At 74.4% G+C, this 12,922-nt stretch carries 12 protein-coding genes; 6 read left to right on the top strand and 6 right to left on the bottom strand.

All coding sequences use genetic code 11. From position 1 onward, the window contains the following. Window positions 1–31: 31 nt before the first annotated feature. The 3 genes from ACF1ED_RS24650 to speB all read right to left on the bottom strand — a co-directional run bounded on the left by ACF1ED_RS24650 (window position 32) and on the right by speB (window position 3,162). Complete coding sequence (locus tag ACF1ED_RS24650) at window positions 32–364, bottom strand: hypothetical protein (protein WP_391763887.1); 333 nt, start codon at window positions 362–364, stop codon at window positions 32–34. Between the two features lie 81 nt (window positions 365–445). After that, entirely contained in the window at window positions 446–2,128 is a 1,683-nt protein-coding gene (locus ACF1ED_RS24645) for a thiamine pyrophosphate-binding protein (protein ID WP_391763885.1), read from the bottom strand. 68 nt (window positions 2,129–2,196) lie between these two features. After that, the gene (speB, locus tag ACF1ED_RS24640; RefSeq protein WP_391763883.1) at window positions 2,197–3,162 is read right to left on the bottom strand and encodes an agmatinase; all 966 of its coding nucleotides are present in this window, start codon (window positions 3,160–3,162) and stop codon (window positions 2,197–2,199) included. 114 nt (window positions 3,163–3,276) lie between these two features. Between speB and ACF1ED_RS24635 the strand changes: the two genes are divergently transcribed. Next, window positions 3,277–4,704, top strand: coding sequence for a PucR family transcriptional regulator (locus tag ACF1ED_RS24635; protein ID WP_391763881.1), 1,428 nt, complete (start codon window positions 3,277–3,279; stop codon window positions 4,702–4,704). 9 nt (window positions 4,705–4,713) lie between these two features. Here the strand turns inward: ACF1ED_RS24635 and ACF1ED_RS24630 are convergent, their stop codons facing one another. After that, window positions 4,714–5,316, bottom strand: coding sequence for a hypothetical protein (locus tag ACF1ED_RS24630; protein WP_391763879.1), 603 nt, complete (start codon window positions 5,314–5,316; stop codon window positions 4,714–4,716). Between the two features lie 136 nt (window positions 5,317–5,452). Between ACF1ED_RS24630 and ACF1ED_RS24625 the strand changes: the two genes are divergently transcribed. The 4 genes from ACF1ED_RS24625 (at window position 5,453) to ACF1ED_RS24610 (ending at window position 9,799) form a co-directional block, all read left to right on the top strand. After that, a complete protein-coding gene (locus ACF1ED_RS24625; RefSeq protein ID WP_391763877.1) occupies window positions 5,453–6,736 on the top strand; it encodes a helix-turn-helix domain-containing protein in 1,284 nt (427 codons plus the stop codon). 74 nt (window positions 6,737–6,810) lie between these two features. Continuing rightward, window positions 6,811–7,968: an acyl-CoA dehydrogenase family protein gene (locus ACF1ED_RS24620; protein WP_391763875.1), complete on the top strand. Its 1,158-nt coding sequence runs from the start codon at window positions 6,811–6,813 to the stop codon at window positions 7,966–7,968. Continuing rightward, on the top strand, window positions 7,969–8,838 hold the full coding sequence (locus ACF1ED_RS24615) for an acyl-CoA thioesterase (protein WP_391763873.1): 870 nt from the start codon (window positions 7,969–7,971) through the stop codon (window positions 8,836–8,838). Window positions 8,839–8,860: 22 nt separating this feature from the next. Beyond that, on the top strand, window positions 8,861–9,799 hold the full coding sequence (locus tag ACF1ED_RS24610) for a cation diffusion facilitator family transporter (RefSeq protein ID WP_391763871.1): 939 nt from the start codon (window positions 8,861–8,863) through the stop codon (window positions 9,797–9,799). Here ACF1ED_RS24610 and ACF1ED_RS24605 read toward each other — a convergent pair. Together ACF1ED_RS24605 and ACF1ED_RS24600 are read right to left on the bottom strand one after the other, a co-directional pair. Next, a complete protein-coding gene (locus ACF1ED_RS24605) occupies window positions 9,796–10,578 on the bottom strand; it encodes a phosphatase (RefSeq protein WP_391763869.1) in 783 nt (260 codons plus the stop codon). The genes ACF1ED_RS24610 and ACF1ED_RS24605 overlap by 4 nt on opposite strands. Before the next feature lie 43 nt (window positions 10,579–10,621). Next, on the bottom strand, window positions 10,622–11,221 hold the full coding sequence (locus tag ACF1ED_RS24600; protein ID WP_391763867.1) for a TetR/AcrR family transcriptional regulator: 600 nt from the start codon (window positions 11,219–11,221) through the stop codon (window positions 10,622–10,624). 87 nt (window positions 11,222–11,308) lie between these two features. On the opposite strand from ACF1ED_RS24600, the gene ACF1ED_RS24595 reads away from it, so the two are divergent. Then, window positions 11,309–12,916, top strand: coding sequence for a carboxyl transferase domain-containing protein (locus ACF1ED_RS24595; protein ID WP_391763865.1), 1,608 nt, complete (start codon window positions 11,309–11,311; stop codon window positions 12,914–12,916). Window positions 12,917–12,922 lie beyond the last annotated feature (6 nt).

Here is a 12,922-nt window from a genome sequence, read left to right as displayed (position 1 = left end):
ATCCCGCCGCAGCAAACATCGGGCTGTGGTCCTAGGACCACTCGCAGCCGCACTCCACGGCGAGGAACGCCAGGGTGGCGGCGGTGCCGGCCGTGACGACGGCAGCGGTCGTCAGCCGGCCGGGGCGGCGGCGCCCCGGCCCCCGGAACAGTTCCACGGCCCCGTACCCGGTGAAGGCCACGAACAGCCCGGCGGCGGTGAGGGTGCCGGCCGGGCTCACGGAGTACCCCAGGGCCGCCAGGACCAGGACCCCGCCGACGACCGCCAGGAGCAGCAGACAGACCAGGGCTTCCAGGACCAGATCCCCCACGGTCTCCACCACGAACTCGCGGATGCCCTTCACGACCTTCACCACGACCCGCATGGACGTTCCCCCTTCGCCGACCGGTCTCGGAGAGGGAGACCCCGGCCGGGGGCGGAGGGTTGTCCACGCGCACGTGCCGGGTCAGAGGTGCGTCGGTTCGAACATCCTCAGGAGGGCGGGGAGGACGACCACCGAGGGGCCGGGGGTCGCGAGGGCCTTCGACAGGTCGGCCGTCAGGGTGTCGGGGGTGGTCAGGACGGCGGGGACGCCGAAGGACTCGGCGAGGGCGACGAAGTCGGGGCGGGCCAGCTCGGTGCCGGCGGGCTCGCCGTAGGCGTCCGTCATGTACGCGCGCAGGATGCCGTAGCCGCCGTCGTCGACGATCAGCCAGGTGACGTCGAAGCCGTACTGCTTCGCCGTCGCCAGTTCCGCGATCGAGTACATCGCGCCGCCGTCGCCGGAGACCGCGAGGACCGGGACCGTCGGGTCGGCGGCGGCCGCGCCGAGGGCGGCCGGGTAGGCGTAGCCGAGGCCGCCCGCGCCCTGCGCGGAGTGCATGGTGTTGGGGTGGCGGGCGTCGAAGGCGGACCACGCCCAGTAGGCGAGGATCGTCATGTCCCAGAAGCTGGGGGCGCGCGGCGGCAGCGCCTCGCGGACCGAGGCCACCAGCCGGTGCTCCAGGTCCAGGTCCTGGGCGGCCAGGCGGGCCGCGACCTCGTCCAGGACGGCGCGGACCCGGTCCGGGGCGGTGGGGTCGGTGCGGGGCTCCGTCGTCTCCAGGAGCGCCTGGAGCGCGAGCCGGGCGTCCGCGTGGATGCCGAGCGCCGGGTGGTTGGACTCCAGCTTGCCGGCGTCCGCCTCGATCTGGATCACCCGGCCGCGCGGGGCGAAGGTGTGGTAGTTCGAGGACAGCTCGCCGAGCCCGGAGCCGACGACGAGGAGGACGTCGGCGTCCTCCAGGAAGTCGGTGGTGTGCCGGTCCTCCAGCCAGGACTGGAGGGAGAGCGGGTGCTTCCACGGGAAGGCGCCCTTGCCGCCGAAGGTGGTGACCACGGGCGCGTCCAGCTTCTCGGCGAGGGCGCGGAGCTTGCCGGAGGCGTCGGAGCGGACGACCCCGCCGCCGGCGATGATCGCGGGGCGTTCGGCCGTCGAGAGGAGGTGCGCCGCCAGCGCGGTCAGTTCCGGGCGGGGGGCGACGTCCTCGGGCGTGGCGTCCATGGCCGTGACGACGGGGAGGATCGTCTCCGCGGTGAGCACGTCCTGCGGGATCTCGACCCAGACGGGGCCGTGCGGGGCGGTGAGCGCCGACTCCCAGGCGGCAGCGATCGCGGACGGGATCTGGGACTGCGTGCGGACCGTGTGGACGGACTTCACGACGTCCCGGAAGCTGGCCTGCTGGTCGCGCAGCTCGTGGAGGTAGCCGTGGCGGCCGCCGCCGAGCCCGGCGGCGGGGATCTGGCTGCCGAGGGCGAGGACCGGCGCGGAGGCGGCGGCGGCCTCCTGGAGCGCGGCGAGCGACATCAGGGCGCCGGGGCCGGTGGAGAGGAGGAGGGGGGCGGCCTCGCCGGTGATCCGGCCGTACGCGTCGGCGGCGAAGCCCGCGTTGTTCTCGGCGCGGAGGCCGACGTACCGCAGCGTGGAGCGGCGGAGGGCGTCGAACGTGCCCAGGGCGTGCTGGCCCGGGAGACCGAAGACCGTGGTGGCGCCGAGCCCGGTGAGGGTCTCGATGACGAGGTCGCCGCCGGTCCGCCCGGCGGGCGGGTTGAGGGCGGCCTCGGTCTGCGCGGGCGTCGGGCGCAGGACCAGGTCGTGGTCGTGGGTCATGTCGGGGTCCCTGGGCGTCGGGGTCGGTCGTACGCGGGGTGCCCGGCCGGGCCGGGCACCCCAGGGGATTATCGGCCCGCCGCGATCTGCCGGCTCATGATCGTGGTCAGCTCGTACGCCGTGTGCGAGGCGGCCACGGCCGTGATCTCGGCGTGGTCGTAGGCGGGGGCGACCTCGACGACGTCGGCGGAGACGAGGTTGCAGGAGGACAGGCCGCGGAGGATCTCCAGGAGCTCGCGGGAGGTCATGCCGCCCGCCTCGGGGGTGCCGGTGCCGGGGGCGTGGGCCGGGTCGAGGCAGTCGATGTCGATGGAGATGTAGAGCGGGCGGTCGCCGATGCGCTGGCGGAGCTGGTCGGCGACCTCGTCGGCGCCGCGGCGGTAGACGTCCGCCGAGGTGACGATGCCGAAGCCCATCTTCTCGTCGTCGGTCAGGTCCTGCTTGCCGTACAGCGGGCCGCGGGTGCCGACGTGGGAGAGCGCGGAGGTGTCGAGGATGCCCTCCTCGACGGCCCGGCGGAACGGCGTGCCGTGGGTGTACTCGGCGCCGAAGTAGGTGTCCCAGGTGTCGAGGTGGGCGTCGAAGTGGAGCAGGGCGACGGGGCCGTGCTTCTTGGCGACCGAGCGGAGCAGCGGGAGGGCGACGGTGTGGTCGCCGCCGAGGGTCATCATGCGGGCGCCGGTGGCGAGGAGGTCGTCGGCGGCGGCCTCGATGGTCTCGACGGCCTCGTTGATGTTGAACGGGTTGGCGGCGATGTCGCCGGCGTCCGCGACCTGGGCGAGGGCGAACGGGGAGGCGTCCTGCGCCGGGTTGTAGGGGCGCAGCAGACGGGAGGCCTCGCGGATGGCGTTGCCGCCGAAGCGGGCGCCGGGGCGGTAGGAGACGCCGCTGTCGAAGGGGATGCCGACCACGGCGACGTCGGCGGTGCCGACCTCGTCGAGCCGCGGCAGCCGGGCGAACGTCGCGGGGCCGGCGTACCGCGGGACGCGGGACGAGTCGATCGGGCCGCGCGGGGTGTTCTGGTCGCTGCTCATGGGTCGGTGCCTCCTGGGCTGTCGTCGGGGTCCGGCTCGACCGTAAGTCGCCCGAAAGCCACATTGAAGTGTACGTTTCCTCCACTTCCAGGGCCTGGAACGGACGAAGGGACCATGCCCGTGACGTTCTCGGAGCCGAGCGCCACCCCCCCGACGCCGCCGGTGCCGCTCGCCGCGCTGCTCGGCCGCCGGGAGCTGGGCCTGCGGCTGCTCGCCGGCCCGGACGGGGTCGCGCTGCACTGGGTGCACACCTCGGAGATGGCCGACCCGTACCCGTACCTGCTCGGCGGCGAGCTGCTGCTGACGGCGGGCGTGCAGCTGGCGGATCCGGCGCGGTTCGTGGAGCGGGTGGTGGAGGCGGGCGCGGCGGCGCTCGGCTTCGGGGTGACGCCGGTGTACGACACGGTGCCGGCGGAGCTGGTGGAGGCGTGCGCGCGGCACGGGCTGCCGCTGATCGAGGTGCCGCCGCGGACGCCGTTCACGGCGGTGGCGCGGGCGCTGTGGCGGCTGATGGCGGAGGCCAGGCTGTACGAGCTGCGCCGGGTGACGGAGGCGCAGCAGTCGCTGGCGGCGGCGGCCGCCCGCCCGGCCCCGGTCCCCGCGGTGCTGGGCGCGCTGGCGTCCCGGCTGGGCGGCCGGGCGGTGCTGTACGGCGCGGACGGCACGGAGTCGGCGGCGGCCGGCCGGGAGCTGCCGCCGGAGGCGGAGCGGGTCCTGGCGGACCTCGCGGGGGTGGTCGGCCCCCGGCCGGGCGGGCCGGCGTCGGCGAGCGGCGAGGGCGGCGGGCTGCGGCTCGCGGCGTACGCGCTGGGCGGCGGCGACGGGCTCGCCCTGGGGGTGGCGACGGAGCGGCGCGACCCCGGCGACCACACGGTCGCCGGGGTCGCGGTGGTGCTGCTGTCCCTGCTGACGGCCCCGCACCGGGCCGGCGACGCGTCGGCGCGGGACGGGGCGCTGACCCGGCTGCTGCTGGGCGCCCCGGCGGCGGAGGCGGCCGCCGCCCTCTCCCCCGGCCCGTGGACGGTGGTGCGCGCCCGGGGCGGCGACGGCACCCCCTTCGCGGCGGCGGCGCTGGCGGCGGCGCTGGGCACGGAGCTGGTGGACGCGGGTCCCCCGGTACGGCTCCTGCTGCCGCCGGGCTCGGCGGCGACGGCCCAGCCGGGCTGGACGCTCGGGGTGAGCGCCCCCGCCGGACCGTCCGGCCTCCCTGCGGCCGACGCCCAGGCGGCCCGGGCCCTGCGGCGGGCGGAGGCGACCCGGACGCCCCTGGTGCGCCACCGCGCGGACGGCGGCCTGGCCGGGCTCGTCGACCCGGCCGAGGCCGCCGCCCACTCCCGCGCGCTGCTCGCCCCCCTCAGCGAGCCGCAGGCCGAGACCCTGCGCACCTGGCTGTCCCTGCACGGCAGCTGGGACCGCACCGCCACCGCCCTGGGCGTCCACCGCAACACGGTCCGCCAGCGGATCGCCCGCTGCGCGGTCCTCCTCGGCCGCGACCTGGACGACGCGGACGTGCGGATGGAGCTGTGGTTCGCGCTCCGGTGAGGCCGGGGCTCACCAGAGCTTGTTGACGGCCGTCTTCGTGGTGGTGCGGAAGGCGGTCAGCGGGGCGTCCGCGAGGTCGCCCATCTGGCCCCAGCGGACGTAGGTGACGGTGCGGCCGTCGCGGCCGACGGAGAAGAGGTGGATGTCGGTGTTGCCGACCTGCGGGTCGGCGGTGTCGAGGCTGTAGACCCAGGCGCCCTCCTCCACGGCGAGCTTGCCGTGGTAGGCGCTGACGGCTTCCAGGCCCGGGTTCTGCTGCTCCAGGAGGGGGCCGCAGCCGGCGATCGCCTTGCGGAGGGTGTCGACCAGCTTCACGGCGTCGGCCTCGGTGCGGGTGACGTGGGTGATCTGGACGCCGTTGGTGTCGAGCTCGGTGCTGAACTCGCGGTAGCGGGTGTTCTGCGCCGGGATCTTGTACGGGGCGCAGAGGGCGCCGCCGTTCTCCGGCACGCCCGTGAAGACCGGGGTGGCGGTCCACGGCGTCGACGACGCCGGCATCTGGGAGGCGGAGAGGAAGGCGGGCTGGGCGACGGCCTGCGCCGGGGCGGCGGCGAGGGCGGCGAGGCCCAGGGCGGCGGCGGTGGCGGCGAGCGTGGTGCGGAGCCTGTTCATGGTGGTGGATCCCCCGTGGGTCGTTCGGTCAGTGCTCCACCAGCGTGGGGCCACCGCCCGCCCCGGGCAACGGCGACGCGCCCGTCGGCCGTCCCGGAACCATTCCACCCCTGCTGACGTGCAAGGACGTGAGGGCGTGGGACGCAGGGTCGAGGGGGACGGGATGCCGAAGGACGCCGCCGTGGAGGAGTTCGCGGCGCTGGTGCGCGCGCTGAAGGCGCGGGACGGGCGGAGTTTCGAGGCGCTCGGGCGGCGGCTGAACGTGAGCGCGTCCACCCTGCACCGGTACTGCTCCGGCGCGACCGTCCCGGAGGACTTCGCCGTGGTCGCCCGGCTGGCCGCGCTCTGCGGAGCGGACGAGGAGGAGCGGCGGGCCCTGGAGGCCGCGTGGGGCCGGGCGGACGGCACCCGGCGCCCGCCGTCGCCCGCGCCCACGTCCACGCCCACGCCGGAACGGGACGCGGGGGCCGGGCCGAACGCGGGGGCCGGGCCGGACGCGGAGCCCGGACCGGACGCGGAGCCCGGACCGGACGGGACGCCGGAGCCCGCGTCCGGGCCCGAGCCCGCGTCCGCCTTCGAGCCCGCGTCCACCTCCGCCTTCGAACCCGCGCCCGAGCTGGAGCCCGTGCACGCGCGCGTGCCGGGCCTCCCGTCCGGGCGGGGGCGCCGTCGGTGGGGGTGGGCGGGCCTGGCCGGCGGGGCGGCGGCGGTCGTGGCGGCGGTGACGCTCGGAGTCGTACTCCTTCCCGGGAAGGGGCGGGAGCCGCAGGCCCCGCCGCCTCCGCCGCTGACGTGGACGGTCGCCTCGCACCTCTGGAAGGACGGGTGCGGGCACACCTACCTCGCCGAACGGACTCCCCCTCCCCCGCCGGAGGCGGCCGACGCGCGGAGCTGGGCGGTGGCCCAGGGGGCCGTGCACGGCGGGGAGACGCTGGTGCGGGTGTCGGTGCAGGGGAAGGGGGCGGCGGCGGTGGTGCTCCAGGGGCTGCACGTGCGGGTGGTGGAGCGGGGCGCGCCGCTGCCGTGGGCGGGGTACCGGATGGACGAGGGGTGCGGCGGGGCGGTGACCCCGCGCCGTTTCGAGGCGGACCTGGACCGGCCGCGGCCGGTGGCGCGGGCGCTGGACGGGTACGACGCCTCCGGCGAGGAGGGCCGGACGCTCCCGGCGGTCTCCTTCCCGTACGCGGTCACCGCCGCCGAGCCGGAGGAGCTGCTGGTCTCGGCGCGGACGGCGAAGTGCGACTGCCGCTGGTACCTGGAGCTGGAGTGGAGCTCGGAGGGGCGGCGGGGGACGGTGCGGATCGGGGACGAGGAGGGGGCACCCTTCCGGACGAGCGGGGTGGCGGGAGGGCCGGTCTACGGGTACGACTCGGCTGGACGGGCCTGGATCACAGGCGAGGAGTCTGGACAGGGCGGGTGACCGCTGGGTAACTTCGGAGACGACAGGCTGAGCAAGCGCTTAGACAATGGCCCGCACCCCGGAGGAGTCGCACCGTGCGCCGTACCGTATTCAACGAGGACCACGAGGCGTTCCGGGAGACCATCCGGGCCTTCATCGAGGCCGAGGTCGTGCCCGTCTACGACGAGTGGTTCGCGGCCGGCCAGGCGCCGCGCGACTTCTACTACAAGCTCGGCGAGCTGGGCGTCTTCGGCATCAACGTGCCGGAGGAGTTCGGCGGCGCCGGTCTCGACACCCACAAGTTCGAGGCCGTCCTCTACGAGGAGACCTCCCGCGCCGGCGTGCAGTTCGGCGGCTCCGGCGTGCACGTGCTGCTCGCCCTGCCGTACATCAAGATGCTCGCCACCGAGGACCAGAAGAAGCGCTACCTGCCGAAGTTCGTCTCCGGCGAGGAGATGTGGGCCCTCGCGATGACCGAGCCGGGCACCGGCTCCGACGTCGCGGGCATGAAGACCACCGCCAAGCTCTCCGAGGACGGCACCCACTACGTCCTCAACGGCGCCAAGACCTTCATCACCGGCGGCGTCCACGCCGACCGCGTGATCGTCTGCGCCCGCACCTCGGCCCCGTCGGCCGAGGACCGCCGCCACGGCATCTCCCTCTTCGCCGTGGACACCAAGTCCGAGGGCTACTCGATCGGCCGCAAGCTCGACAAGCTCGGCCTGAAGACCTCCGACACCGCCGAGCTCGCGTTCGTCGACGTCAAGGTCCCCGTCGAGGACCTGCTCGGCGAGGAGAACAAGGGCTTCTACTACCTCGGCCACAACCTCGCCTCCGAGCGCTGGGGCATCGCCTTCGGCGCCTACGCCCAGGCCAAGGCCGCGGTCCGCTTCGCCCAGCAGTACGTGCAGGAGCGCACCGTCTTCGGCAAGCCGGTCGCCCACTTCCAGAACACCAAGTTCGAGCTGGCCGCCTGCCAGGCCGAGGTCGACGCCGCCGAGGCCGTCGCCGACCGCGCCCTGGAGGCCCTGGACGCGGGCGAGCTGACCCCGGCCGAGGCCGCGAGCGCCAAGCTCTTCTGCACCGAGGTCGCCCACCGCGTCATCGACCGCTGCCTCCAGCTGCACGGCGGCTACGGCTACATGAACGAGTACCCGATCGCCCGCCTGTACGCGGACAACCGCGTCAACCGCATCTACGGCGGCACCAGCGAGATCATGAAGTCGATCATCGCGAAGAGCATGGGCCTGTAAGTGCCCGAAGCACCTTCCGCACTGGATGGCCTGCTCGACCTGCTCGACCTGGAGCGGATCGAGCAGGACATCTTCCGGGGACAGTCCCGGTCCGCGATCGTCCCCCGCGTCTTCGGCGGCCAGGTGGCCGCCCAGGCGCTGGTGGCGGCGGGCCGGACCGTCCCCGCGGACCGTCTCGCCCACTCGCTCCACGCCTACTTCCTGGTCGCGGGCGACCCGGGCGCGCCGATCGTCTACGAGGTCGACCGGATCCGGGACGGACGGTCCTTCACCACCCGCCGGGTCGTCGCGGTCCAGCACGGCCGGCCGATCTTCCACCTCTCCGCCTCCTTCCAGGCGTACGAGGAGGGGCTCGACCACCAGGCGGAGATGCCGGCCGCGCCGGACCCCGAGTCGCTGCCGGCCCCGGCCGAGATGCTCCCCCGGCACCTGCCCCGGGAGATCGCGGACCGGCTCGTCGAGGCCCGCGCCGCCGTCGACCTGCGGTACGCCGACACCCCGCCCTGGGGATCCGTCGGGGAGCCGCGCGAGCCGCGCTCGCAGGTCTGGTTCCGCACCAACGGCAAGCTGGCCGACGACCCCCTGCTGCACGTCGTCCTCGCCACCTACGTCTCCGACATGACGCTGCTCGACTCGGTGCTGCTCGCCCACGGGCGGGGCGGCTGGGCCGTCGGCGACGTGGTCGGCGCCTCGCTCGACCACGCCATGTGGTTCCACCGGCCCTTCCGGGCCGACGAGTGGCTGCTCTACGACCAGGAGTCGCCGTCCTCGTCCGGCGGGCGCGGCCTCGGACAGGCCAGGATCTGGACCCGGGACGGACGTCTGGCGATCTCCGTCATCCAGGAGGGTGTCGTTCGCGTCCCGCGCTGACGACCGGACATACCGTCCGGTCATGGCTGACAACGGCGAGAGCACCGTCACCGTGATCGTGGCGGCGGGCGCGAACCTCGGGATCGCGGTCGCCAAGGCCGTCGCGGGCGTCATCAGCGGATCGAGCGCGATGCTGTCGGAGGCCGCCCACTCGGTCGCCGACACCGTCACCGAGGTCATGCTGCTCACCGCGCTCAAGCGGAGCGAGAAGCCCGCCGACGAGGACCATCCGGTCGGGTACGCGGGCGAGCGGTACGTGTGGGCGATGCTCGCCGCCGTCGCCACCTTCGTCGGCGGCGCCGTCTTCTCGGTCTACGACGGCGTCCACACCCTCACCCACGGCGAGGAGCTCGGCGACCCGCTGGTCTCCTACGTCGTGCTCGGCGTCTCCTTCGTCCTGGAGGCCTTCTCCCTGCGGACCGGCATCAGACAGGTGAAGGCGGAGGCGGAGCGGATGCGGGCGCCCTTCGCCGCGTACCTGCGGCTCACCCCCGACACCACCGTCAAGGCGGTCGTCATGGAGGACTCCGCCGCCCTCGCCGGCCTGATGCTCGCCGCCGGCGGCCTCCTCGGCGGCCAGATCACCGGCTCCGGCGTCTGGGACGGCGTCGCCTCGATCCTCATCGGCTGCCTGCTCGTGTACGTGGCCTGGGTCCTGGGACGGGCCAACGCCCAGCTCCTCATCGGCCGCCCGCTGCCGCGCGCGATGCGGACGGAGGTGCGCGACGAGCTGCTCGGCGTCGCGCACGTGGTGGACGTCCTGGACCTGATCACCCTGATCCAGGGCCCCGGCGAGGTCCTGATCGCCGCGAAGGTCGACTTCCGGGACGTGGTGACGGCCGGCGAGGTGGAGCGGGCCTGCGAGCAGGCGGAGGCGCGGCTGCGGGCCCGCTTCCCCTCGGTGCGCCGGGTCTACCTGGACCCGACGCCGGGCCCGTCCCGGCCGGGCGGCCCGTCCTAGCCGAGCAGCCCGGCGGCGTTGAGCAGGTACGCGGTCATCGGCTCGTAGAAGCGCGGGTCCACGACGTGGTCGTCCAGCGGGACGGTGACCTTCATCGTCCCCTCCGCCTCGGCGACGAAGAGCGCCGGGTCGTTGCAGTCCGCGTAGCCGACGGAGTCGATGCCGCGCTGCGCGGCGCGGCCGGCCCAGCCGTGGTCGGCGACGACGAGGTCGGGCACGGCCTCGCCGAGCAGGGAGAGGGCGTCGAGGACCGCGTTCATCGGCTCCGGGGAGTGGGTGTGCCAGAGGCTGGCCCCCCGCTCGAAGACGGCGACGTCCGCGAACTGCACGACGTACCCCTCGTCGGCGGTCAGCCCGCCCGGGATCCGCACGATGTCGCAGCCCTGTGCCCGCAGGGCGGCGGCGACCCGGCTGTGCGCGTCGATCAGCGCGCCCGGGTGCCCGGTCGCGAAGAGCACCCGCTGCCGGCCCGCGGCGGCCTCCTTGAGGCGGGCCGCCATCCGGTCCAGGGCGTCGACGGTCAGCTCGGGGTCGATGGTGTCCTGGCCGGCGCGGTGGGCCGGGTCGTCGACGACCCCGCAGCGCTCGGCCATCACGGCCAGCACGTCCTGCTCGTCCGTCCACCGGTCGCCGAGCTCCAGGCCGAGCCAGTAGTGCCGGTCGCCGTTGGCGAGCTTCCGGTAGTGGTCCAGGTTGTTCTCGCGGGGCGTGGCGACGTCCCCCGCGATGCGGCTGCGGAGGAGGTGCTCGACGAGGGCGTCACGGCTGAGTATCGGCATGCGCCACATTCTGCCGCGCCCGCTCCCCCGCCGGGGCGGTGTCTCAGGGGGCCGGGGCGTCCAGGGCGCCGAGCGCGCCGTGGGCCAGGTTCCTCAGGAGGTGTTCGAGGGCGGGGCGGGCCAGCGGGGTGCGCAGGTGGGGGGTGGAGTTGAGGAGGCCGAAGACGGCGTGGACCGCGGCCCTGGCCTCGGGCTCGCCCGCGGCCGGGTGGAGGGCGCGGACGACCTCCACCCACAGTTCGACGTACTGGCGCTGGAGCTGGCGGACCCGCTTGCGGTCCTCGTCCCTGAGGCGGTCGAGCTCGCGGTCGTGGAGGGTGATCAGCGGGCGGTCGTCGAGGGCGAAGTCGATGTGGCCGTCGACGAGGGCGGTCAGCAGGGCCGCCGGGTCGCCGTCCGCCTCCGCGGCCCGCAGCCGTCCGCCGGCGAGCAGCCGCTCGCTGATGCCGACGAGCAGCTCCGCGAGCATGGCGTCCTTGCCGGGGAAGTGGCGGTAGAGGCCGGGGCCGCTGATGCCGACGGCGGCTCCTATCTCGTCGACGCCGACGCCGTGGAACCCGCGCTCGGCGAAGAGGCGGGCGGCCTCTTTGAGGATCTGCTCGCGGCGGGTCGGCGCGTCCGTCCGCGTCGGGCTCGTGGTCATGCCTCCAATCCTAGACAACGCGGTTAGCGCTCGTTAACCTGAGCGGCGTACGTTAACGCTCATTAACCGGACAAGGGAGATCGGTCGATGCAGCAGGCACCTGTGCTGTCGAGTGCGGCGGATCCCGCCTCGGCCGCCTGGCGGGCCAACGAGGCGGCGCACCAGGAGCTCTCCGAGGCCCTGCGCGCCAAGCTGGCCGAGGCCGCGCTCGGGGGCGGTGAGAAGTCCCGCGCCCGGCACACCGCGCGCGGGAAGCTGCTGCCGCGCGACCGGGTGGACACCCTCCTGGACCCGGGCTCGCCCTTCCTGGAGCTGGCGCCGCTCGCGGCGAACGGGATGTACGGCGACCAGGCCCCGGCCGCCGGCGTGATCGCGGGCATCGGGCGGGTCTCCGGCCGCGAGTGCGTGATCGTCGCCAACGACGCCACGGTCAAGGGCGGCACCTACTACCCGATGACCGTGAAGAAGCACCTGCGGGCGCAGGAGGTGGCGCTCGACAACCGCCTCCCCTGCCTCTACCTCGTCGACTCCGGCGGCGCCTTCCTGCCCATGCAGGACGAGGTCTTCCCGGACCGCGAGCACTTCGGCCGGATCTTCTACAACCAGGCACGCATGTCGGGCGCCGGCATCCCGCAGATCGCGGCCGTCATGGGCTCCTGCACGGCCGGCGGCGCGTACGTCCCGGCGATGAGCGACGAGGCCGTGATCGTCCGCGACCAGGGCACGATCTTCCTCGGCGGGCCGCCGCTGGTGAAGGCCGCCACCGGCGAGGTCGTCACCGCGGAGGAGCTGGGCGGCGGCGAGGTCCACTCCCGCGTCTCCGGCGTCACCGACCACCTCGCGGAGGACGACGCGCACGCCCTGCGGATCGTCCGGAACATCGTGGCGACCCTGCCCGAGCGGGGCCCGCTGCCGTGGAAGGTCGAGCCCGTAGAGGAGCCGAAGGTCGACCCGTACGGGCTGTACGGCGCCGTCCCGGTCGACTCCCGCACCCCGTACGACGTGCGCGAGGTCATCGCCCGCGTGGTGGACGGCTCGCGCTTCCAGGAGTTCAAGTCCGAGTACGGCCAGACGCTGGTCACCGGCTTCGCCCGGATCCACGGCCACCCGGTCGGCATCGTCGCCAACAACGGCATCCTGTTCGCCGAGTCCGCCCAGAAGGGCGCGCACTTCATCGAGCTGTGCGACCAGCGCGGCATCCCGCTGGTCTTCCTCCAGAACATCACCGGCTTCATGGTCGGCAAGGCGTACGAGCACGGCGGCATCGCCAAGCACGGCGCCAAGATGGTGACGGCCGTGGCCACCACGCGCGTGCCGAAGCTGACGGTCGTCGTCGGCGGCTCCTTCGGCGCCGGCAACTACTCGATGTGCGGCCGGGCCTACTCCCCCCGCTTCCTGTGGATGTGGCCCAACGCCAAGATCTCCGTCATGGGCGGCGAGCAGGCCGCCTCGGTCCTCGCCACGGTCAAGCGCGACCAGCTCGGGGACGCCTGGAGCGCCGAGGAGGAGGAGTCCTTCAAGGCGCCGATCCGCGAGCAGTACGAGACCCAGGGCAGCGCCTACTACGCGACCGCCCGCCTCTGGGACGACGGCGTGATCGACCCGCTGGAGACCCGGCAGGTGCTGGGTCTCGCGCTGACCGCCTGTGCCAACGCGCCCCTGGGTGACCCCCAGTTCGGCGTCTTCCGGATGTGAGGACCC

The organism is Streptomyces sp. NPDC014656, from assembly GCF_043084305.1.
Classification (GTDB): Bacteria; Actinomycetota; Actinomycetes; order Streptomycetales; family Streptomycetaceae; genus Streptomyces.
This window is presented reverse-complemented; position numbering and strand designations above follow the sequence as displayed.

Excerpts from the sequence above, each read along its gene's own strand:
- ACF1ED_RS24650 (WP_391763887.1), bottom strand. The coding sequence starts at position 364 with ATGCGGGTCGTGGTGAAGGTCGTGAAGGGCATCCGCGAGTTCGTGGTG.
- ACF1ED_RS24645 (WP_391763885.1), bottom strand. The coding sequence starts at position 2,128 with ATGACCCACGACCACGACCTGGTCCTGCGCCCGACGCCCGCGCAGACC.
- speB (WP_391763883.1), bottom strand. The coding sequence starts at position 3,162 with ATGAGCAGCGACCAGAACACCCCGCGCGGCCCGATCGACTCGTCCCGC.
- ACF1ED_RS24635 (WP_391763881.1), top strand. The coding sequence starts at position 3,277 with ATGCCCGTGACGTTCTCGGAGCCGAGCGCCACCCCCCCGACGCCGCCG.
- ACF1ED_RS24630 (WP_391763879.1), bottom strand. The coding sequence starts at position 5,316 with ATGAACAGGCTCCGCACCACGCTCGCCGCCACCGCCGCCGCCCTGGGC.
- ACF1ED_RS24610 (WP_391763871.1), top strand. The coding sequence starts at position 8,861 with ATGGCTGACAACGGCGAGAGCACCGTCACCGTGATCGTGGCGGCGGGC.
- ACF1ED_RS24605 (WP_391763869.1), bottom strand. The coding sequence starts at position 10,578 with ATGCCGATACTCAGCCGTGACGCCCTCGTCGAGCACCTCCTCCGCAGC.
- ACF1ED_RS24600 (WP_391763867.1), bottom strand. The coding sequence starts at position 11,221 with ATGACCACGAGCCCGACGCGGACGGACGCGCCGACCCGCCGCGAGCAG.
- ACF1ED_RS24595 (WP_391763865.1), top strand. The coding sequence starts at position 11,309 with ATGCAGCAGGCACCTGTGCTGTCGAGTGCGGCGGATCCCGCCTCGGCC.